Annotated in this window: 28 protein-coding genes; 22 read left to right on the forward strand and 6 right to left on the reverse strand. The window is 57.1% G+C overall.

Annotation, left to right across the window (positions count from 1 at the left end):
- The first annotated feature begins 61 nt into the window (after window positions 1-61).
- The 3 genes from LOY68_RS03830 (at window position 62) to LOY68_RS03840 (ending at window position 3,884) form a co-directional block, all read left to right on the forward strand.
- Complete coding sequence (locus tag LOY68_RS03830; RefSeq protein ID WP_265042997.1) at window positions 62-1,051, forward strand: LysR family transcriptional regulator; 990 nt, start codon at window positions 62-64, stop codon at window positions 1,049-1,051.
- A gap of 15 nt (window positions 1,052-1,066) precedes the next feature.
- Entirely contained in the window at window positions 1,067-2,473 is a 1,407-nt protein-coding gene (locus LOY68_RS03835; protein WP_265042998.1) for an SUMF1/EgtB/PvdO family nonheme iron enzyme, read from the forward strand.
- Window positions 2,474-2,552: 79 nt separating this feature from the next.
- Complete coding sequence (locus tag LOY68_RS03840; protein WP_265043000.1) at window positions 2,553-3,884, forward strand: MFS transporter; 1,332 nt, start codon at window positions 2,553-2,555, stop codon at window positions 3,882-3,884.
- 55 nt (window positions 3,885-3,939) lie between these two features.
- Here the strand turns inward: LOY68_RS03840 and LOY68_RS32205 are convergent, their stop codons facing one another.
- Window positions 3,940-4,227, reverse strand: a complete 288-nt coding sequence (locus LOY68_RS32205) for a hypothetical protein (RefSeq protein WP_413787171.1) — start codon at window positions 4,225-4,227, stop codon at window positions 3,940-3,942.
- 369 nt (window positions 4,228-4,596) lie between these two features.
- On the opposite strand from LOY68_RS32205, the gene LOY68_RS03850 reads away from it, so the two are divergent.
- Complete coding sequence (locus LOY68_RS03850) at window positions 4,597-5,583, forward strand: hypothetical protein (RefSeq protein ID WP_265043002.1); 987 nt, start codon at window positions 4,597-4,599, stop codon at window positions 5,581-5,583.
- A gap of 2 nt (window positions 5,584-5,585) precedes the next feature.
- A complete protein-coding gene (locus LOY68_RS03855; protein WP_248738361.1) occupies window positions 5,586-5,870 on the forward strand; it encodes an STAS-like domain-containing protein in 285 nt (94 codons plus the stop codon).
- 22 nt (window positions 5,871-5,892) lie between these two features.
- On the opposite strand, the gene LOY68_RS03860 is transcribed toward LOY68_RS03855, so the two are convergent.
- From LOY68_RS03860 to LOY68_RS03880, 5 genes are all read right to left on the reverse strand, one after another.
- On the reverse strand, window positions 5,893-7,074 hold the full coding sequence (locus LOY68_RS03860) for a site-specific integrase (protein WP_265043005.1): 1,182 nt from the start codon (window positions 7,072-7,074) through the stop codon (window positions 5,893-5,895).
- 159 nt (window positions 7,075-7,233) lie between these two features.
- The gene (locus tag LOY68_RS03865; RefSeq protein ID WP_265043007.1) at window positions 7,234-7,431 is read right to left on the reverse strand and encodes a hypothetical protein; all 198 of its coding nucleotides are present in this window, start codon (window positions 7,429-7,431) and stop codon (window positions 7,234-7,236) included.
- Window positions 7,432-7,696: 265 nt separating this feature from the next.
- Window positions 7,697-7,909 (reverse strand): hypothetical protein, encoded by a 213-nt coding sequence (locus LOY68_RS03870; protein WP_265043008.1) that lies wholly within the window; start codon window positions 7,907-7,909, stop codon window positions 7,697-7,699.
- Window positions 7,910-7,995: 86 nt separating this feature from the next.
- Window positions 7,996-8,310, reverse strand: coding sequence for a response regulator transcription factor (locus LOY68_RS03875; protein ID WP_265043010.1), 315 nt, complete (start codon window positions 8,308-8,310; stop codon window positions 7,996-7,998).
- A gap of 134 nt (window positions 8,311-8,444) precedes the next feature.
- On the reverse strand, window positions 8,445-9,221 hold the full coding sequence (locus tag LOY68_RS03880; protein ID WP_265043012.1) for a helix-turn-helix transcriptional regulator: 777 nt from the start codon (window positions 9,219-9,221) through the stop codon (window positions 8,445-8,447).
- Between the two features lie 106 nt (window positions 9,222-9,327).
- Here LOY68_RS03880 and LOY68_RS32085 point away from each other — a divergent pair, with 106 nt between their 5' ends.
- From LOY68_RS32085 to LOY68_RS03965, 17 genes are all read left to right on the forward strand, one after another.
- Window positions 9,328-9,624 carry a Cro/CI family transcriptional regulator gene (locus tag LOY68_RS32085; RefSeq protein WP_320110090.1) on the forward strand — a complete coding sequence of 99 codons (297 nt, stop codon included), beginning with the start codon at window positions 9,328-9,330 and terminating at the stop codon, window positions 9,622-9,624.
- 424 nt (window positions 9,625-10,048) lie between these two features.
- Complete coding sequence (locus tag LOY68_RS03890) at window positions 10,049-10,369, forward strand: DUF3077 domain-containing protein (RefSeq protein ID WP_265043014.1); 321 nt, start codon at window positions 10,049-10,051, stop codon at window positions 10,367-10,369.
- Window positions 10,366-10,662: a hypothetical protein gene (locus LOY68_RS03895; RefSeq protein ID WP_265043016.1), complete on the forward strand. Its 297-nt coding sequence runs from the start codon at window positions 10,366-10,368 to the stop codon at window positions 10,660-10,662. Before LOY68_RS03890 ends, LOY68_RS03895 begins: the two co-directional genes overlap by 4 nt.
- Entirely contained in the window at window positions 10,659-10,919 is a 261-nt protein-coding gene (locus LOY68_RS03900; protein WP_265043018.1) for a hypothetical protein, read from the forward strand. Before LOY68_RS03895 ends, LOY68_RS03900 begins: the two co-directional genes overlap by 4 nt.
- The gene (locus tag LOY68_RS03905) at window positions 10,916-11,680 is read left to right on the forward strand and encodes a Bro-N domain-containing protein (protein WP_265043019.1); all 765 of its coding nucleotides are present in this window, start codon (window positions 10,916-10,918) and stop codon (window positions 11,678-11,680) included. Before LOY68_RS03900 ends, LOY68_RS03905 begins: the two co-directional genes overlap by 4 nt.
- Window positions 11,677-12,270: a hypothetical protein gene (locus LOY68_RS03910; protein WP_265043021.1), complete on the forward strand. Its 594-nt coding sequence runs from the start codon at window positions 11,677-11,679 to the stop codon at window positions 12,268-12,270. The genes LOY68_RS03905 and LOY68_RS03910 overlap by 4 nt, the downstream gene beginning before the upstream one ends.
- Window positions 12,267-13,004, forward strand: a complete 738-nt coding sequence (locus LOY68_RS03915; RefSeq protein ID WP_265043023.1) for a helix-turn-helix domain-containing protein — start codon at window positions 12,267-12,269, stop codon at window positions 13,002-13,004. Before LOY68_RS03910 ends, LOY68_RS03915 begins: the two co-directional genes overlap by 4 nt.
- Window positions 12,985-13,785, forward strand: coding sequence for an ATP-binding protein (locus LOY68_RS03920; RefSeq protein ID WP_265043024.1), 801 nt, complete (start codon window positions 12,985-12,987; stop codon window positions 13,783-13,785). The genes LOY68_RS03915 and LOY68_RS03920 overlap by 20 nt, the downstream gene beginning before the upstream one ends.
- Window positions 13,782-15,149, forward strand: a complete 1,368-nt coding sequence (locus tag LOY68_RS03925; protein ID WP_265043026.1) for a replicative DNA helicase — start codon at window positions 13,782-13,784, stop codon at window positions 15,147-15,149. The genes LOY68_RS03920 and LOY68_RS03925 overlap by 4 nt, the downstream gene beginning before the upstream one ends.
- The gene (locus LOY68_RS03930; RefSeq protein ID WP_265043028.1) at window positions 15,149-15,448 is read left to right on the forward strand and encodes a hypothetical protein; all 300 of its coding nucleotides are present in this window, start codon (window positions 15,149-15,151) and stop codon (window positions 15,446-15,448) included. The genes LOY68_RS03925 and LOY68_RS03930 overlap by 1 nt, the downstream gene beginning before the upstream one ends.
- Window positions 15,448-15,996 carry a hypothetical protein gene (locus tag LOY68_RS03935; protein ID WP_265043030.1) on the forward strand — a complete coding sequence of 183 codons (549 nt, stop codon included), beginning with the start codon at window positions 15,448-15,450 and terminating at the stop codon, window positions 15,994-15,996. Before LOY68_RS03930 ends, LOY68_RS03935 begins: the two co-directional genes overlap by 1 nt.
- 112 nt (window positions 15,997-16,108) lie before the next feature.
- A complete protein-coding gene (locus LOY68_RS03940; protein WP_265043031.1) occupies window positions 16,109-16,345 on the forward strand; it encodes a hypothetical protein in 237 nt (78 codons plus the stop codon).
- Window positions 16,346-16,563: 218 nt separating this feature from the next.
- On the forward strand, window positions 16,564-16,827 hold the full coding sequence (locus tag LOY68_RS03945; RefSeq protein WP_265043033.1) for a DUF2513 domain-containing protein: 264 nt from the start codon (window positions 16,564-16,566) through the stop codon (window positions 16,825-16,827).
- 287 nt (window positions 16,828-17,114) lie between these two features.
- On the forward strand, window positions 17,115-17,606 hold the full coding sequence (locus LOY68_RS03950; RefSeq protein ID WP_265043034.1) for a DUF1983 domain-containing protein: 492 nt from the start codon (window positions 17,115-17,117) through the stop codon (window positions 17,604-17,606).
- Window positions 17,607-17,737: 131 nt separating this feature from the next.
- Complete coding sequence (locus LOY68_RS03955; RefSeq protein WP_265045747.1) at window positions 17,738-18,055, forward strand: phage holin, lambda family; 318 nt, start codon at window positions 17,738-17,740, stop codon at window positions 18,053-18,055.
- Complete coding sequence (locus LOY68_RS03960; RefSeq protein ID WP_265043036.1) at window positions 18,052-18,438, forward strand: hypothetical protein; 387 nt, start codon at window positions 18,052-18,054, stop codon at window positions 18,436-18,438. Before LOY68_RS03955 ends, LOY68_RS03960 begins: the two co-directional genes overlap by 4 nt.
- Window positions 18,425-18,586, forward strand: a complete 162-nt coding sequence (locus LOY68_RS03965) for a hypothetical protein (RefSeq protein ID WP_265045851.1) — start codon at window positions 18,425-18,427, stop codon at window positions 18,584-18,586. The genes LOY68_RS03960 and LOY68_RS03965 overlap by 14 nt, the downstream gene beginning before the upstream one ends.
- Window positions 18,587-18,636: the final 50 nt, after the last annotated feature.

Below are 18,636 nucleotides of genomic sequence, written 5' to 3' on the forward strand. Positions count from 1 at the left end.
GGGGAAAGGAATGGATACCCGCTGCGTGCTTTGGCGCGCACAGGTTTAACGGAGTGAGTACATGTATCCGATCAGTTTGTTACACCACCTGGATCTGACCACGCTGAAGCTGCTGCTTTCGATCAGCGAGGAAGGCAACCTGACCCGCGGTGCCCGACGAGAATCCATCGCTATTTCGGCCGCGAGCAAAAGACTGCTTGGTCTGGAACAAGCCATTGGCCTGCCACTGTTCATCAGGAAATCCAAGGGCATGACACTCACCGCAGCCGGTGAAACCTTGCTCGACCATGCGCGGCAAATGTTGCAAGGTGCGCAACGGATTCATGCCGCTCTGATGGAGCATGCGCGCCAGGCGCAGGATTGTGTCAGGGTCGCTGCCAACCCATCCTCCATCGCCCAGTTTGTGCCCGACGATGTCAGTCATTTCCTCAACGCCCACAAGCGGATCTGCGTCGACCTTCAGGAAGATTCCAGCCTTAATGTGTTGCAGGCCATAGAGGCGGGCAGGGCCGATATCGGGGTGTACGCAGACAATGGCGTGGCACACGATTTGTACTGCGAACCGTACCGCCAGGATCGCCTGATCATGGTTGTCCATCACAAGCATCCGCTGGCACCGCGCGGTCAGATCAGCTTCGAAGAGTCGCTGGACAATCATCACATCGGCCTGCACGGCAACGACTGGATTCTCAACCACGCGATGAAAAGCTCGCTGGAAGCCGGCAAACCGTTGGACATTCAAACGCAGGTGCCGAGTTTCGAAGTGTTATGCCGCATGGTCCAGGCCGGGGTCGGCGTAGGGCTGATTCCTTACCAGGTGTTCAAAAGCCTCGGGCCACCGAAGAATCTGGTTTCGCTCGACCTGCGCGACGAGTGGGCCACGCGTCACTTGAAAGTGGTCGTGCGCAATCCTCGGCATTTGTCGCCTGCAGCCGGAAAACTGTTCACACACCTGACCCAGGCTAACAACGAACAGCGCGCTGGCGTGTGGCTCGCACGTCCGGGCGAGCGAGTTGCGGGCGGCAATCCACATCAGTTGTTCATGTCCTGAATTCGGGCCCTGATGATGAATCTCAAAGATCTGCTGTTAGCTTCGGCATTGGCCTCAATCGGTGCAACGGCCGCGAGCGAAGCCGATGCCGCCGCACAAAATGCCACCGAAAACGAGGTGTGTTATGGCGTGGCCAAGGCTGGCCATAACGACTGTGCCGACACCCGTTGTTTTCACTCCTGCTCCGGCATGAGCAGTGTCGACAACGACCCGGGCGAGTGGACCATGGTGCCCAAAGGCACTTGCGTACAGTCAGGTGGAACGGTTGCCGCCCAGCCGCAGGCTTGCTCGGCGCATGTAGCTCCGCTGTCCGCCACGGCCGACCTGCAAGCTGGCGCCAAACTCTACGCCGAGGGTGATCGCGCGCGCGCGATTCCGGCCTGTACGGCGTGCCATGGCGTGGCCGGTGATTCGCAAAACAGCGCATTTCCAAAACTGGCAGGCCAATTCGCCAGCTATCTCGACGCTCAGTTACGCGCTTTTCGCGACGGCACGCGAGCTTCGCCGATCATGGACGTCGCGGCCAAATCCTTGACCGACGAGGAGGTCGCGAACATCGCCCAATTTCTTGCCGCACGCCAACCGGCCAGCGTGGCGAACCGCCTCAGAGCGCAAAGCCTGCAGGCCGTGCTCAGCCAAGCGAAGCCCCAATCCGGCGAGCCGTTCAGTGATTGCGAAGATGCTTGTCCACCCTTGATGCCGATCCCTGCAGGTGATTTCGCGATGGGTTCACCGCCGAGCGAGGCACAGCGCTTCGGCAATGAGCAACAGCATCCGGTGAACATTGCCAGGCCCTTCGCCATGGCGGTTACCAGTGTCACGTTCCAGCAATGGGATGCCTGCCTGGAAGATGGCGGTTGCAACGCTTACAAGCCCAGTGACGAAGGATGGGGGCGTGGCAAGCGTCCGGTGATCAACGTCAGTCTCAGCGATGCGCGTGCCTATATCCAATGGCTCTCGAACAAGACCGGTCATCTGTACGCACTGCCCAGCGAGGCGCAGTGGGAATACGCCGCCCGTGCTGGCACGTCTACCGCGCGCTGGTGGGGGGAGGCCGCCAGTCGCAGTCAGGCCAACTACGGCCCGGACGATTGCCCTGCGCAAATTCGCTGTGGCGGCTTTATTGCGGGACCGGATCAATGGTTGAACACCGCTCCTGTCGGCAGTTTTGCGGCGAACGATTTCGGGTTGTTCGACATGCTCGGCAACGTCTGGCAGTGGACCGACGATTGCTGGCACAGCGATTACCGCAATGCACCGCAGGACGGCAGCGCCTGGCAAGAGCGGCAATGCACGCAAGGGGTCATCCGGGGTGGTGCCTGGGGCAATATCCCGGCGTTCATCCGCTCGGCGAGCCGCGCCGGCTACAAGGTCGAGGGGCGAACCAGCAATATCGGTTTCAGGGTGGTGCGTGAACTGTAGAACCTTTTAATGCAGCAACCGGCTGCCATGCGTAGCCGGAACAAATGATCTCCAACAACTACAATTAAGGAGAAATATCATGACAACTGCCATTCAAGGCGCTGTGGTCGATACGGCCAGCGTTGATGAACTCATGCTTTACCGGCGCATTGCCTGGCGTATTCTTCCACTCACCATGGTGTGCTTCCTCTTCTCGTATTTCGACCGGATCAATATCAGTTTTGCCAAGACCCAGATGCAGGCCGAGCTCGGCCTGTCGGATTCGGCGTACGGGTTCGCCGCCAGCATTTTCTTTTTTGGTTACGTGCTTTTTGAAGTGCCCAGCAGCTATGGACTCAAACGCTACGGCGCACCTAGCTGGATCTGCCGCATCATGATTTCCTGGGGGCTGGCGACTGCCGCACTGGTGTTTGCCTACAATGAATATTCGTTGTATTTCCTGCGCTTTCTGATCGGGGTGATGGAAGCCGGTTTTGGCCCGGCGCTGTTGTTCTATCTGGCGTGCTGGTTTCCGAAAAAGAATCTGGCGAGCATGAACGGCATCTGGTTTCTCTCGATCCCGCTAGCCGGCGTGCTCGGCGCGCCGGTGTCGGGCTTGATCCTCGAATACATGAATGGCTTTCTCGGACTCGCCGGATGGCACTGGCTGTTTGTCTTGTCCGGGTTACCCTGCGCTCTGCTGGGGATTGTCGTGCTGTACAAACTTGATCGCGACATTCAGTCCGCCAAGTGGCTCACCCAGGACGAAAAGGATGTGCTGCAGTGCAACCTGGACAACGACAAGAAGCAGTCGAAGCCGATCCATGCCTCGCTGTTCAAGGTGATCTTTACCCGCCAGGTCGCGGTGCTGTCGGTGATCTATTTCATGATCAAACTGACCGGCTATGGGCTGAACTTCTGGATGCCGCACCTGATCGGCGCATCGGGGATAAAGAGCGAACTGACAGTCGGGTTCCTGACGGCACTGCCGTATCTGGTGGCCGCCATCGGCATGATCATCGTCACCCGGCGCTCGGATGCCTCCGGAGAGCGGCGCAAGTACTTGTGGATGTCGATGATGGTCGGCGCCGTCGGCTATTTCGCCGCGTGCTATTTCAATGAACACTACATCCTGCTGACGGCATTTCTGGTGCTGGCCACGGCGGGTATTTTTATTGCCATTCCGATTTTCTGGACGATTCCGCAACAGGCGTTTACCGGCCTGGCAATTGCCGGCGGGATTGCTGCGGTCAATACCGTCGGGCAGTTGAGCGGCATGGTGGCGCCGTTGTTGGTGGGCTACATAAACGACGTGAGCGGTAACACCTACATGGGCATGTTGGCGCTGGCCCCGTTCTGCGTCCTGTGCGCGGCGCTGATCCATTGGGGCCTGCCGGATGATTCAAAAACCGCGAGGCGGGTTATGGTTTGACGCGATGCCGGGCCGACAGTCCGCTCTGCGTTGATCGAAGTCCCTGGTCGAACGCTCACTCGGTTTCAGCCACTTGACCAGGGGCGGCGAAGCGCACAGGTTCGTTGAGGCTGTGCCGCGAGCGATGGATCAAGCCGATATCGCGTTGAAACGTGTGCTGACCGAGGTCGAGTGCCAGCACACCCGCAGGCAATTGTTGATGGGTTGCGGTTTGCGGCATCAACGCTGCCCGGTTGCTGCAGGCGCTGATCATGCGGCGTGATGCAGTGACTTCCCAATCCACCTCTTTCGGTTTGACCGCCTTGAGCTGGCGGTCGGAGAGGCGGGTGGTTTGAGCGCACATGAGAAGCACTCCATGACACCTTTTGCTATTCCCAAGATTAGCGTCGGGTAGCCGGGAATACCATTGGGGATACCAAAGCGCCTGGAACTCAGAAACCCTGCAAAGCCTCCCGCAGCGCTGAAAGCCCGTATTCACTGGATTTCAGGCACAAAAAAAGACGTCCGTGGACGTCTTTAGATGTTGAAGTGGTGGAGCCGGGGGGATTTGAACCCCCGTCTGACCCTTGTGTTACAAGGCTTTCAGCTTCTGAACTGCCATATTGTTGTCATTCCGAAGTCAATCCGCGCTGAGCCAGCTATCGGAATGTTTTGAAGGCGTAAACTCATAATGGCAATATAATTTCTCATACAAAAATTCCAAGGAATGGTTTTGGCTACTCTCGTTGATGCGCTCGATTGGCTACCTCTTCGTTTCGGTCACCTAGCAGCTGATGCGGAGCACCGCATACCTGATAGGTATTATTCGCCAGGATTTATTGCAGCATTTGCAGCCTATTTGACGAATAAGAGGGTTCACCGTGAGTCCGTCGTGTTCGACAATGATGCTAATCGGGAATATTTTTCCGCCGTGGGGCTTGCCCTGGCCGTCTGGGGTATTGACGATTACCCATTCCAAAGACGGAACGCAGGGGTAAATTACGCTACGCTCACTCCACTGGCATCTCAAGACGCCGTGGAGACAGCAACAGCTCAGATCAACGGTTGTTTGAGAGCCTATGCTTCTAACGGTGCTGTGGACTATAGCCGTAGCCCAGCCTTCAAGGAGTTGACACATGTCGTTGGTGAACTACACGATAACGTGTGGTCTCATGGTTTGAATACCGGCTATTCCGTCGCCCAGCGTCAATGCATCCGGCGTGGAGATGATCACGCGGTGGAGTTTTCGTTAGCCGACTGCGGAATGGGATTCTTTGAGGAGCTGAAACGGGCGAGGATTGCTGCAAAAAACGGCATCCAGTCTGATAGGGATGCGATTGCATGGTGCATCCAAGAGGGCAATTCTTCGAAGCTTGCTGCTGCTCAGGATGATTGGGCTCAATCTGTTCCAAACGATTTCATTGGTGGCAATCCTTTCGGAAATGTTGCAATGGTTACCGGCGAAAACGGAAACCACCACCAAGGTCTGGGACTGGCTAAGCTTGTAGAACTGGCTGAAACCTATCGGGGCGTTTTGCAGATAGCGTCAGGCAATTGTCTTATGACTATGCGCCTTGGCTATAACGCTCAGTTTAGGATTCTGCGACAGCCTTGGAAGGGCGTGGCGATTTCGTTATCGCTTAAAGAGTCCAGCCTCATGGCCGCTAAGGCTGATGTGGCTGAAGATGTTGAAGATATTATGAAACTACTAAGGGGGTAATGATGGAAACATTTGCCTTAAGGCACAGTGACCTAGCTTCCCGAAGCCTCGCCTCGAAGGAACGGAGCGCATTGTATCGACAGTTGCATGATCACGAGCACGTTGTGATCGACCTAGCGGCTGTAGAGTCCATTTCCGAATCCTTCGCCGATGAGTTATTCGGTGTGCTGGTGTTGGAACGAGGGTTCGACTTCGTGGTTACGCATGTCAAAATAGTGAACGCTGCGGATGATGTGCTCCGTTCGATCGCTATCGCGATGAAGCGTCGTCGTCTTGCAGCGGCATGATTGTCGCAAATAGAAAAGAGGGCTATGAGCCCTCTTTTTTATTGCCTGCATTACTAGGTGGAGCGGCAAATGCAAGTTCCGCTTTGCCGCCAGCGGCTTCATCAGCTTGCGGCATCCAACGACCGTAGACTCTGGCGATCATTGTCCAATCGGAATGCCCCATTTGTTTAGCCACCCACATTGGGTGTTCGCCGGCAGAAAGCATCATCGACGCATAGGTGTGGCGAGTTTGGTATGGACGACGGTAGCGCACACCGGCTTTCTTCATCGCCGGCACCCACGTTGTCTTGCGGATCGGGCCGTCACCCGCCCAGCGTTCAAGCGTGCGCGGGTTCTGAAACACCTCGGCATCTGCGAGGAACGTGTGCGCCTTTTGCGCCTTCAACGCTTCCATCGCCGGACGAAGCAGTTTCACACTACGTCTACCTGCCGCCGTCTTCGTTGTTTCGGCTTTTCCCTTACCAGCTTGGGTCATTGCCCTGGACACCATGACCTCTTCGCGCAGCCAGTCAATGTCGCCCCAATCAAGCGCGACTAGCTCGCTGGTGCGAAGGCCTGTCCATAGAGCGAACTGCATCATGTTGCGCGCCTGGCCGAAGAGCGCGCCCAGCACGGCCTGCTGCTCTTCGGGGCTGAAAGGGTCGACGTCATCGTCTTTCGGCGGTGCCTCTTTCCGCGAGTAAGTCCAGCCGGCTAGGGGATTCACATCGATAAATTCTTCCTCGCAAGCATCGTTCAACGCCGAGCGAAGGCAGCTCTGAATGTTGCTCAGGGTCTTGTTGCCGACCTCGAGAGTATCTAGCCAATCACGGACTATCTTGCGTTTGAGATCGACCAGCATGTGATGTCCTAGCGCTGGCACCAGGCGGAGTTCGACCAGCTTTCGATAACCCTCGAAGGTGCTACTCGCGATGTGCTTTTTTTTGCTCTCGAGCCACCTGGTGAGAAAACCCGCCAGCGTCTCGCGACATGCTTCAGGAGCAAACTGCGCCGCCCGGGCAGACCCCGGGAATGTCACCGAATAGTCGAAGGTGCCGATCGATATCGCGTGTTCGATCGCCGCCTTGTGCTGCTCGGCCTTCTTCAGGTTAGTGGCGGTGGGCTTGAGTGTGATGCGCTCGCGGCACCGGACGCCCCGATACATGAACGTGAGCTCGATACTCGTATCCGAGACCGCCCGAACTCCCCTCCCGCCTCTACCCATGATTCATATCCTTCTATGTCGAGAAGCGTCCGGCCATCCGGCGCTTTGATCCATATCTCACCGAGCCGCCAGATGCCGTCACGGATCTTTGAGCGGATCGCGTCTTCTGTGTAGCCAGACTCGCTGGCGAATTTCCTGACGGTCACATAGCGCATGCCTTTACCGCTCCGCGTTATCGCTGGACTCGCTGATTACGCGTAGCTTGAAGTTGATGCCGCAGGCCTGGGCCAGAGTGACGAGCTCGCCGACGGTGGTGGACCCTTCTTGCAGGGCATGGCCGAAGCGAACGAGGCGGGCGCCCAGGCCGGCGAACTCGCTGCTCACGCCTACAGGGTTTTTTTCAACGCGCTGGCTCATAGCCGGAACCTCTCATCCTGTGGGAGCGGGGAGGCGGTCAACGGTGTACTTTCTCTGGCCGAATTAGCTAGAGAGGCCCGGGCCGTCTCGATCTCTGGGGTGGCGGTGGCGGCCTGACCCTGTAGGAGCGAACTATCTGGCAAACAGCTGATGTAGCCCTGCGAAGTGATCCAGCAAGTGACTGCTCGGCTTGAGTCGTGTTGAACGCTGATGACTTGCTCGCCGGCGGTAGCTTGTCCGGCGACCAGCAGCAGGACGATGGCGATTACTGCTCGCATGACTCGTCCTCCATCAAGTTGCCAGTGGTGAGGCCGAACACAACCGCCTCCGTACCGAGGGCTTTCTGGCCGTAGGGCAACTTCGCGATCAGTGGCTGAGCGTCGTTGAGGCTTGGCAGCTTGAAGACGATCGTCAGGTAAGCCGGCTCGGCGCCGACCATCTTCACGCGGTCATCGATATGCATCGATCTATCACTCATTAGTTTCTCCAGGCCGAACGAATCCCGACCGCGTTGTTGGCTTTCGCAAAAATTAGGAATTCAGGTGCGCCGGTGGCGTGGATCAATCAGGCGATGAAAACACCGTCGTGCTCATTGGCTGGACGCTGTGGGTCAGGGAATGCTGGTGGCTGGGCCGCAATGGCGATCAGGCCGCGCCGGAACGCTTCCACTACCAATCCGCGCATCGTCTTAGCGCCGAGCTTGAGCCTCGCACTTTCCAGACGCTTTTCGGCGGTATTCGGACTGATTCCCATCACACGACCGATCTCTTTTACCGTCAGATCGGCGGCAGCCCACAGCGTGGCTTCAAGCTCACGTGGAGCAAGACCCATCTTGAGATTGCCCTGCCAGTTGCCGGCGGTGAGAGTGCTGATGGTCATGTCTGAAGCTCCATGCTGTGATTTCGATGGAGTAAAAAATACCAAAGGCATTTTTATAAGTAAATACCTTTGGCAATATTATTTCTTGCGAGCCATAAAAAGCCGCTGATTAAGCGGCGTCTTTCCGAGGTGATTCAGGTCCGAGAGACTCTTACACTGCCGCCTCGCCACACAACTCTTCCAACTAGCGGAAGGTCAGAAGCCGCTGAGCTGGCGATGATTTCGTCCGGGAATAGCTGTTTATCTTGGTTGTCACACCTTAGCACCCAGCTTCCCGAAATTTGCTGCGCGATTCGTCGGATGCTGGTTCTGCCGTCCGGCCTACGAATCAAATATATCGCCCCGTCACTCAAGACTGGTTTGTAAGTGTCAATCATCACCACGTCGCCAGCCAAAATATGCGGAGCCATACCGTCGTCGCTGGCATAGAGAACACATAGACGATCAAATACTACCCCCATCTCTCGGAGCCATCCTCGCCTGAAAACCATGCCCTCAGTCAGCCCTACATGCTCGTCATTAACGCTAGGGATGAATGAGTTCTCATCTAAAAACTGAGGTATTAGCACGTATTGCTCGCGGGGAGGCGCATCAATAACGCGGGCAGCCCGAGCCCATGTTGTTCGAAATGAATCCGCAGTAATTCGCGACGAAGCAACCATCTCAATAACTTCCGCCAGGCGCGGACTGAAGTCAGACACAGGCACATCCAAAATATTGGCAAATGCCGCCGCTATCTCCGTGTTCAGCGGATTCACGCCGTTCAGGTAATGCGAGACAGAGCTCTGGTTTATCCCAAGCTGCTCGGCCAGCTTTTCCTGCGTCAGCTTCAGTTCTTTCTTTTTGGCCGTGAAAATCGCCTTCAAGCGGAGACATTCTTCTTTACGGTCGGCAGGCAATGGTTTTTTCATGGGGTAATAATATTCCCATCAGTAATAGTTAACAAATGCCAAAGGTATTGCTTTGTAGAAATGCCATAGGTACTATTTTGCCAAAGTTCTGTTTGGAGATTTGGCCGTGAAACGGATCCATTTGAAAGATTTTGCCAAGGTTCGCGGTCAGCCCGAAGCCGCCTCGCTTCTGGGTATTACCCAAGGTGCGCTGAGTAAGGCTATTCGTATTGGTCGAGATGTTCTCGTCATAGAACACGCTGACGGCACCTTCACCGCTGTAGAAACCAGGAGCTTCCCTTCGCGCATCGGCCTACGGGTTGCCCCGACCTTGAGCCAAACGATACGCCTTGCAAAGGATCCTGAAGAGACTGGCGATACCTCTGTTCATCCATCCAGTAGCGGGCTCGGGGGGATCCGGTGAGTCGAAGGACCATCAAGCATTACCGTCAGAGCATCGTTGCTTTGTTTAGTGATTTTCCGCGCATGCGCGGGTTTATTCGCCCGCAACTATATGCAAACAAATTTAGAAAAAAGCGACGTATTGATCCAGAAATACGACAAGCCGACCTTTTCGAAAAAAGTTAATCGTTATAGCGCACCTCGGCCTTCGCACTGATAGGCATGAGTTGCAATTTTTGGAGATGTGATATGCGCCAAGCATCTATTCCGCCCGCCCACCCAGGGTAGGTCATAACCCTCTCAGGGGAGGGGGTTGCATTATTTTTGTGTCGTGGATGATTGGGAAACCTAAACGTCAGACACAAAAAAGCCCGCTTGCCGGCGGGCTTTCTTAACGACCCCCTTGCCGGGGGGCTGAAGTACTTCTTCGTCTAGAGGACGAATCAATGCACCCAAAAAATAGCACCACGCCACCAAAGGCGCAAGAGATCCTTCTTACAAGTAAAGCTCCTTTTCACACCTTTGACAGTTTTGAAAAATCGCTTGGCCTGCTTGAAGTCCGCGCCGGAATGCCTGTCAACGAAGCTCTCAGCTCTTCAAGCAACTTGCTGATGGCGGCAACGAGCATCCTCGACCGCCTTCTTGAGGGGGGCATGGATGCGAACGAAATCTACGGCATCCGGTTTTTAATTGATTCGGCCAAGGCCTTCGTCGACTCCGGAACTCTTAGCGTCGAGTTCGGCAATCGCCAAGGCGGTGAAGCATGAGCACCGCGACCCGTTCGGCGGGAGCAATCGCAGAGGACGCCCTTGATTCATTGCGTGGCGCTCGCGAAACGCTTCAGCAGCTTGAGGCGCTGTTTAACTCTCTCAAAAAGGGTGCTCAGGCGCACTCAGACACGGCCCGGCTTGCAGCGCTTGGCGCGCTTGTCGCCATGGATCACGCCAACAGCTTCGACTGCTTTGTAGAAGACTGGCAGAAGGAACTCGACGGTGCGGCGGTCGCGACACAAAACGCGAACGAACAAAACGTGTCGCGTACTGCGGAGGTTCAGCCATGAGCTTGATTCCTGTTGACCGCCTCAAAATCGAGGCTGAGGCAATGAGTCAGGCCGGTTACTTCGTCGATGCGCTGGCGAAGTTCATCGGCACTGTAGGCGCTAATGATCCAGAGCTCTGCGAGCAAGCGCTGGACGGCTATGTGGTTGGCGGTCTGGCGGCGGGCCTGCGCCTGATCGGCACGGAACTCATGAACCGCGGCGACGATTTTGCCACGTTGATCGCTGAGTCTGAGAGCGCAGCGGGAGGTGTCCAATGAATCTGACCCCGTTCGATTTTCGCGGTAACGATATCCGCGTGATCACCGATGACCTGGGTGAGCCATGGTTCGTAGCCAAGGACGTCGCCGATCTGCTCGAGTATGCCAATCCTCACGAAGCTGTTCGCACCCATTGCAAAGGGGTGAGGGAAATCCTCATCCCTTCTGCTGGCGGCGACCAGATGACAAAAGTCATGCCGGAGCGCGATGTCTATCGCTTGGTCATGCGTTCGAAGATGTCGGCGGCCGAAGCCTTTGAGGAGTGGGTGGTGGGTGATGTGCTGCCAAAGATCCGAAAGACCGGCAGCTATCAGCGACCGTTGTCGCCAGCCGAGCAACTGCTGGCCAACGCCCAGGTGCTGGTAGACATGGAGCGTCGGCAGGATCATGCCGAACAGGTTGTGGTGGGCATCGAAAGCCGCGTCGCCAAGGTCGAGCAAGTTCGGTACCTGGACGCAATGCCCGCCGGGTTTGAGTCGATGACCTCGATCCGCGCCCGTATCAACCTGCGCCACGGCATCCCTCAGTGGGTGATCAATGCCGTGATGCGCGACATCCCTGGCGCCCCATTGCCGTTCGCCATGGTGCGCAGCAAGCACGCTCACGACGGCGGTCAGCCTTACGCCATCTGGCCGAAGGCAGACATCACGCGTCGCTTCGACCGGTTCGTCGGCAAGTGCATCTTCGTCACCGCCGAGCGCGCAACCCATCCCGATATTGAGCAAGGCCGCTTCAAGCTGCGCCTGAGGACTTCCGCATGAGCAAAGTAATCGATTTTCCCAAGACGCCGCAGACCGAAACCATCGATCAGGCGTTTTTCGAGAAGTTCGCCGACGCAGCGCTGCTCCTGAAGTGTTTCGAGGTCGTGGAAGATGCTATCGATTTCATTGACGAGGATGGCGTTTTCCATATCCAGAAGCATGACGACACACACGTTAGCCTTATCGAGGCGTACTGGGCCCTCAAGGTCCTGTTTGAGCGCAAGACCGGACATGATGCCAAGACAGTCGCGCGGGATCATTTGGAGGCAATGAGGCGTCATCTGTTAGAGGGCGCCCCGCGCCCCGAACAGTTCATCCCTGTCGTCAAGTTCCCTGCCGAGCATCTGCCGGATGAAGCATTCGATCATTTGACAGATCAGCAATTGGCTTGCGCAGCGTTCAACTACAGCGACCGTGTTCGAACCGCGATTATGGACCACTCACCGAAGGCTCTGGTGATGGATGAGGCGCGCGTGTTCTCCATCGATGCCACCACCGCGCTGCGTCAGCTGGTCCTGCGTATGTCTGGCGGAACAGTGAAAGCTATGGCCGCCCAGATCAGTCGCAAGCCGGGGGAGACTCTGCAATGAGCATGGAGTTGATGGTCAAGGCCATGAAAACCAAGGTTGGCAATCCACTGCGCAAGCTCGTCCTGGTCAAGCTGGCCGACAACGCCAGCGATCAGGGCGAGTGCTGGCCCTCGTACCAACACATTGCCGACCAATGTGAGATCGGCCGCTCAACGGTGAAGCTGCATATTCGCGAGTTGGAAAAGGCCGGTTTTCTTCGACGTGAGTACCGCCGAAAGGGCGAGTTGAATCAGTCGAACGTTTTTCACTTGTCGCTTGATGGTGGGGCAGCATTTGCCCTAGGGGGTGGGGCAGGAGATAACCCACCTGGGGCAGGAGATAACCCAGGGGGTGGGGCAGGAGCTGCCCCCAGAACCAGTCACTCTTCTGAACCAGTCAAGGAACCTAAAACCTTGTGCGCATCGGAAGTGGAATTGGCTGAAGCCTTCGAGGTGTTTTGGACGCTGTATCCCAACAAGAAGGCCAAAGCGAACGCACGCAAGGCCTGGGAGAAGCTCAAGCCAAGCGCTGAACTCCGCCTGACTTTGATGACCGCCTTGGGCGGCCACCGAATGTCCCGCGACTGGACCAAGGATGACGGTCAGTACGTACCCATGGCGTCGACGTGGTTGAACGGTGAGCGCTGGACCGACGTACTCAAGCCGGCCAGCGCAAGCCAAACCGCCTTCACCAACCTGCCACAGCACACACCCGATATGTACCCGGAGGCGCCACATGGCCAAACCAATTTCTAACTTCAGCCGCGTGCCGGATGTCCGCTTCTTCGAGGCTCAGTGCTCGGAACACGGCACGGTCGACGGTGCTGAGGTTGAGCAGTTCGACGGCTCGTATCTGGTCCGCACCTGCCGCCGCTGCCAGTGGGAGGCGATGAATACCGCCGATGCCCGCAGCGAGGCGCACACACAAGCTTTGGACCGCCGCAAGGCAACGGCGCTGAACGAACTGCTGATCGGGTCGGGCATAACTCCGCGCTTCATCGAGTGCACGCTCGACAACTACCGGACCAGCACTGCGGACATGGCCTCAGCGCTGATCGTGTGCCAGGCCTACGTCGACCAGTTCGAGGGGTGCTATCGCGTCGGCCGTGGGCTGCTGCTGACCGGCAATGTCGGTACCGGCAAGACCCACCTCGCCAGCGGGATCGTGCAGGGGGTCATACGAAAGTTTGGTGCAGTAGCGGTCATCGTCTCGGCTGCTGAGCTCATCCGCATCGCTAAGGGGACGATGGTTCGCGGTGCCGAATACACCGAGCGTGACGTGATCACCGAGTTGGCCGGGCTAGATCTCCTGGTGATCGATGAGATTGGCGCGCAGAAGGGCAGCGAGTATGAGCAGGGCCTTCTGCACGAAGTCATCAATCGGCGGTACGAGCTGATCAAGCCGACGGTGGTGGTTTCGAATCTACCGGCCAGCACCCTGGGCCAATTCATCGGCGACCGCGCCCTCGACCGTCTGCGCCAGAACGGCGGTCAAGCCGTCGGCTTCAGCTGGTCTTCGATGAGGGCTACGGCATGAACCAGTATCGCGAGCTGTACAGCGATGAAGCAGAGCACGCCCTGCTGGGCTCCCTGATGCTGGACGGTGACCTGTTCGATTCAATCACCACCAGCGTGGCCACGGCCGACTTTCACGATCCGGAAAACGCCGCACTGTTCCAAGTGATGATTGACCTGCACGGTACCGGCAACCCGATTGACCCGGTGACGCTCCACGACTTCCGGCCATATCTGCCCAGCGGCAACGTGACCCTGGCCTACGCTGGCGAACTGGCGAAGAACACGCCGAGTACGGCCAACTGGAAGGCGTACGCTCGAACTGTGAGGGAGCGCGCTGTGTTGCGCCGGTTGGTGGATGCGGCTGACGCGGTGCGCGAATCGGCCAGCGAAAATAAACCGGTGGCTGAGATCATCGCCAGCGCGCAGCAGGCCATGGCCGACCTGCGCGACCTTGACACCGGTGAGCCGGACTACAAACGCATGGCCGACGTGGTGGCGCGAAACATCGACATCATCGACGCCAAATTCAACGGTCAGGTGCAATCAGGGCAGTCCACCGGGTTGGTGGAACTGGACAAGATGATTCGTGGCCTGCGCAAAAAGACCGTGACCATCGTGGCCGGCCTTCCCGGCAGCGGCAAGACCACGCTGGGCTTGCAGATCGCGCAGCACGTCGCCTGCTCCGGTGCTGGTGTGGGCATGGTGTTCAGCCTTGAGATGCCCGAGGAGGAGCTGGGCAATCGCGCGCTGGCGTCGATCGGCGGGATCGACTTGCGCAAACTCGACGACGGGCAGCTTCAGGACGAGGACTGGCCTCGACTGACGTCCGCAGTCAGTAAATTGATGGACGCTCCGCTGTATGTCAGTGACAAGTCGGGTTTGACCGTTGCACGGATTCGAAGCATCTGTCGCCAGATCCAGCGGAGCCATGGTCTCGACGTGGTGGTGATCGACTACATCGGGCTGATCGGTTCGGACGGCAAGGCGTTCAACCGCACCGCCGAGCTCGGCAAGATCTCGACAGGGATCGTCAACATCGCTAAAGAGCTCAACGTGCCGGTGATCCTGCTGGCCCAGCTCAACCGCGACTCCACCAAACGCCCGGGCAAAAAGCCCATCGCGTCGGACCTGCGTGACTCGGGTCAGATCGAGGCGGACGCCCACTGCATCATCCTGGTTCACCGTGACCAAGACACCGAGGAGGGCCAGAACGGCGTCACCGAGCTGATCATGCCCAAGTGCAGGCACGCACCGGTCAGTTCATGCCTGGTCCAACAGCAAGGTCAGTTCGCTCGCTTCGTCAACTTCGCCGGCCGCGAGCCTTCCAACGAAGAGGTCGAAATGAGTCGCCCCTTCGCCAGTCAGTACAGGGGGAGATTCTGATGAATAACGTAACAGCGGCATTGCCGCGCAAAAGCCTGCTCGAGCATGAGCGCAAGTTTCTGAAGATCGCCGGCGAAGGCCTGGCCCAAGAGAAAATCGGCGGTGCTGCTGCAATGGCCTGTCTTTTGGACATCGTCGCCAGCTGGCACGCTACCCGGGTGAACATCGGGTTTGGCGATTACTGCAAGCGCTGGGTGGCTGAAGGGAACGCCAAGAGCAAGACCGCCGACCGTCTGCTACGCAATCTGTTGGGCCTGGACGATAACCCGCCGCCGCGGCGCATCCGGAGGGCAGCTTAATGACGGTTTACCGAAGCGCCGAGCACGGCGTGATGCGAGCGATGAACGTCGACTCCATTTCATTGCACAAAGGTGCAGGCTGGCAGAACAAGTACAAGCCGGACACCTGGGAGGCCGAGCGCGCTGACAACCCATGCCCAATGGATCGGTTCGACCAGCTCACCCAGGACAGCATGACGCGGTCGCTGCTACGTCGTGTCTTGGCACCTCATCACTGGCAAGTGCTGGTGGCACATTTTATGGTGGACCTGGACGGCTCAACCCAGCAGCAGCGGATTGCGGCCTTTGCTCATCTGGCTCGTTCGGCGCCCGGTAAGTCTCACCACCTGTTCAGAACGAAATGCGTTACGGCCTGGGCGACACCACGACTGCCTGAGGCGTTCATGGTGCTACACACTTGGGACAATGCCGACACCCCTACTCCGGAGAAGACGCTGTACCGGTGGAGGTCGGATATCCGCAAGTGGCTGGAGGCCGAGCGTGATGCTGCGATCGCCTCGGCATGGGTGATTCTCGAAGAAGCGGAATTGATTGCGGAAGCAGCTTGAACGCCCGAGAAAATGAGAATATAGTTTCCCACATTGCGGTTCTGCGTCTTTAGGATGCAAACAGGAAAAGCCCGGCTGAAGTCGGGCTTTTTTATTTTGATAGGGGGTCGTTTTGGGCATTGCGGATATTCATGACGCGATCGAACGAATCGAAGGTCTGGAGGCGCCTAAGAAGGTTGTCCAGATCAGCTTGCGTCAAGATTTCTTTGAGAGGCTGACGCAATCCAAAGTGGACAATGGCTGTTTTGGCTTCTCCGCCACCTCTCCAGACTCTGTTGTTCCGATACTGCTCGGTGTTCCGTACGTGATCCGCGAGCAGGAAGTTGAGTTCACGCTTCAGCTTAAGTAGATTTTTAGAATTCGACTAAGCCCGACCCTGGAGTCGGGCTTTTTGCTTTCTGATCCCTTAACGCAGTGTCGAGAAGCGGCTTGACAGCGGCCGGGGACGAACTATAGATTTCAGTTACTTTGCGGTTTTTCCGCGTGCAAAGATCGTCCTAAGGGTAGGTCTTTCTATTTGTTTGGTTGTGTTTTTTGCTCACCTACCTCTAAAACAAGGACGTTGAAATGCGCCGTAATTTAAATAAGGTCAGGCATCTACTTGAATTGATAGAGAAGTGTCCTGAGCATCGGGGCGTACATCGAGAAGCGTTGGCTGATTTGTGGATAGAGTCAGGAAATACTGCAAACCCTCCTTTAGATTGGAACGAATTCACCTATCTCCTCGAGCGCTGTATCGAAGCTGGAAAGGTCAGTGTTCGGACTGGGTATGTAGTGCTGACATGGGACGGACATGATTGGCTTGATCGAAACAGGGATGTGAATTTCTAAATAACGACCAAGAGCCCGGACATTTAGCCGGGCTTTTGCTTTCTACTTCCAAGGCCTCGCCATCGTGCGGGGCTTTTTGTTTTATGCAGGTTATCGCCCAGGCAGCTGGGCTAAATCGGTAGAGGCGTCGCCTATTTCCCGTACGGATACTGGGCGTCGACGCGATGAGAGGGCGGGGACGTGACCCGGCGATCCGCCCCACCAGAGCTGGATTCTTGCACCAGCCACCTGCACCCATTTCAAGGCTCGCCATGTCGGCGGGCCTTTTTCGTTTCTGGAGCACAGCAATGCAAAGCCAAGACTTTGTTGAGGGCGTTTCAGGTTGGCGGATGAGCAAAGGCCGAATCGAACTGTACGGCTCACCTTACCCGATCATTCTAGGCAAGCTCGACACGCCCGAGCCGGAACAACCGAAGCCATTCGTTGTAATCGACGGGGTGGTCTATATCAGTCAGGCCGAAGTCGAACGCGGCTCGATTGCCAACGCGAAGATCAGCGACACGTGGTCGGTGCGGCTTGCAGCAGATACGAATGGTCAGCTGTATGCGGCTGGCATCGATATTGGCTTGGGCTCGCAATTTCTGGCTGACCGCTTTGCCGTCAATGGTCGCGACGCCTCGGATGTCTTCCGAGAAATTGCCGGCCAGATTAATGAAACCGAGCTCGGCAAGCAGCTTCAGGTTGAAATCGACCAGCTCCGGTCGAGCTTTGCCGACAAAGTCAAAGAAGTGATCCGTTCCGAGATGCACCAGGGCGGCCTTCTTTGGCGCTCCACATAATCTCAGGCCTTGGCATTTGCTAAGGCCTTTTCGTTTTCGGCTCCACCACACCCATCGCTCCGAGCTGGGAGTGCTGATGGAGCTGAATCTATTCGCTCCCCGAGAGGGAGGACAGCCGGATGTCCAAAAACATGCCTGATAAAAACCCCGACTTCTGGGCCCAGGTCTGGCTGGTCCTTTCCACGCCTCTTTGGCAGGGAGCAATCATGGCCTTCACGATCACGCTCTTGCGTGTTCTGTACGAGGCCAAAGAGTCGAACAAGTGGCGGATCATCTTCGAGGCGCTGATCTGCGGAGCGTTGAGCCTGTCGGCCAGCAGCATCATCGAGTGGATGGCCTGGCCTTCGAGCCTGTCCGTCGCCGCCGGCGGCGCCATCGGCTTCATCGGCGTGACGGCGATCCGTGACTTGATCATCAGGTTCCTCGGCAGAAAGGCGGACACGCTATGAAGGCGATCGCAGCGGCAATCATCATCGCGCTGGTCGGCCTGTTGCTCGTCGGTATCCAGCAACTCCGGGTCGAGGATCTGCGCGACGAGAAGCGCGTCGAGACAACGGCCAAGGAAGAGGCGGTTGAGGCCAACAGAGTAAGCCAGGAAACCATCACCACGCTACGCGCCGAGGCCCAGCGCAATGCCGCGTACACCGCCGACCTGGCCAAGCGCATCAAAGCCAGCGAGAAGAAAGCCGAGAAGGCGAGGAAAGACTTTGAAGAACTCAAGCGCAACAGCAAGCCTGTTCGTGATTGGGCTGCTCAGCCTCTGCCTGACGGCCTGCGCGGCAAAGCCGGCGGTGGTAACAAAGACCCAGGCCGTAAGGTTGGAAGCCCCTGAACTGATTCCGTGCGAGCGGGTTGATCAGGAGGACGCCGACCTACGCCTCAACGGCGACGTGTGGGAACTCAAGGATAAGGCCATCAAACTGCTGGACACCTGCGCTGACCAGGTCGACGCCCAGATCGTCCGCAGCCAGAGCAAGTAATCCGCGCCACGTTTTGGATAGCTCCAAATTGTGGTGCGATAAAACACTCA

The organism is Pseudomonas sp. B21-053, from assembly GCF_026016365.1.
Lineage (GTDB): Bacteria > Pseudomonadota > Gammaproteobacteria > Pseudomonadales > Pseudomonadaceae > Aquipseudomonas > Aquipseudomonas nunensis.

Excerpts from the sequence above, each read along its gene's own strand:
- LOY68_RS03890 (WP_265043014.1), top strand. The coding sequence starts at position 10,049 with ATGCACCCAAAAAATAGCACCACGCCACCAAAGGCGCAAGAGATCCTT.
- LOY68_RS03880 (WP_265043012.1), bottom strand. The coding sequence starts at position 9,221 with ATGAAAAAACCATTGCCTGCCGACCGTAAAGAAGAATGTCTCCGCTTG.
- LOY68_RS03835 (WP_265042998.1), top strand. The coding sequence starts at position 1,067 with ATGAATCTCAAAGATCTGCTGTTAGCTTCGGCATTGGCCTCAATCGGT.
- LOY68_RS03925 (WP_265043026.1), top strand. The coding sequence starts at position 13,782 with ATGAACCAGTATCGCGAGCTGTACAGCGATGAAGCAGAGCACGCCCTG.
- LOY68_RS03910 (WP_265043021.1), top strand. The coding sequence starts at position 11,677 with ATGAGCAAAGTAATCGATTTTCCCAAGACGCCGCAGACCGAAACCATC.
- LOY68_RS03955 (WP_265045747.1), top strand. The coding sequence starts at position 17,738 with ATGCCTGATAAAAACCCCGACTTCTGGGCCCAGGTCTGGCTGGTCCTT.
- LOY68_RS03865 (WP_265043007.1), bottom strand. The coding sequence starts at position 7,431 with ATGAGCCAGCGCGTTGAAAAAAACCCTGTAGGCGTGAGCAGCGAGTTC.
- LOY68_RS03840 (WP_265043000.1), top strand. The coding sequence starts at position 2,553 with ATGACAACTGCCATTCAAGGCGCTGTGGTCGATACGGCCAGCGTTGAT.
- LOY68_RS32205 (WP_413787171.1), bottom strand. The coding sequence starts at position 4,227 with ATGTGCGCTCAAACCACCCGCCTCTCCGACCGCCAGCTCAAGGCGGTC.
- LOY68_RS03935 (WP_265043030.1), top strand. The coding sequence starts at position 15,448 with ATGACGGTTTACCGAAGCGCCGAGCACGGCGTGATGCGAGCGATGAAC.
- LOY68_RS03960 (WP_265043036.1), top strand. The coding sequence starts at position 18,052 with ATGAAGGCGATCGCAGCGGCAATCATCATCGCGCTGGTCGGCCTGTTG.
- LOY68_RS03915 (WP_265043023.1), top strand. The coding sequence starts at position 12,267 with ATGAGCATGGAGTTGATGGTCAAGGCCATGAAAACCAAGGTTGGCAAT.
- LOY68_RS03855 (WP_248738361.1), top strand. The coding sequence starts at position 5,586 with ATGGAAACATTTGCCTTAAGGCACAGTGACCTAGCTTCCCGAAGCCTC.
- LOY68_RS03945 (WP_265043033.1), top strand. The coding sequence starts at position 16,564 with ATGCGCCGTAATTTAAATAAGGTCAGGCATCTACTTGAATTGATAGAG.
- LOY68_RS03950 (WP_265043034.1), top strand. The coding sequence starts at position 17,115 with ATGCAAAGCCAAGACTTTGTTGAGGGCGTTTCAGGTTGGCGGATGAGC.
- LOY68_RS03875 (WP_265043010.1), bottom strand. The coding sequence starts at position 8,310 with ATGACCATCAGCACTCTCACCGCCGGCAACTGGCAGGGCAATCTCAAG.
- LOY68_RS03900 (WP_265043018.1), top strand. The coding sequence starts at position 10,659 with ATGAGCTTGATTCCTGTTGACCGCCTCAAAATCGAGGCTGAGGCAATG.
- LOY68_RS03920 (WP_265043024.1), top strand. The coding sequence starts at position 12,985 with ATGGCCAAACCAATTTCTAACTTCAGCCGCGTGCCGGATGTCCGCTTC.
- LOY68_RS03905 (WP_265043019.1), top strand. The coding sequence starts at position 10,916 with ATGAATCTGACCCCGTTCGATTTTCGCGGTAACGATATCCGCGTGATC.
- LOY68_RS03870 (WP_265043008.1), bottom strand. The coding sequence starts at position 7,909 with ATGAGTGATAGATCGATGCATATCGATGACCGCGTGAAGATGGTCGGC.
- LOY68_RS03860 (WP_265043005.1), bottom strand. The coding sequence starts at position 7,074 with ATGGGTAGAGGCGGGAGGGGAGTTCGGGCGGTCTCGGATACGAGTATC.
- LOY68_RS03895 (WP_265043016.1), top strand. The coding sequence starts at position 10,366 with ATGAGCACCGCGACCCGTTCGGCGGGAGCAATCGCAGAGGACGCCCTT.
- LOY68_RS03830 (WP_265042997.1), top strand. The coding sequence starts at position 62 with ATGTATCCGATCAGTTTGTTACACCACCTGGATCTGACCACGCTGAAG.
- LOY68_RS03930 (WP_265043028.1), top strand. The coding sequence starts at position 15,149 with ATGAATAACGTAACAGCGGCATTGCCGCGCAAAAGCCTGCTCGAGCAT.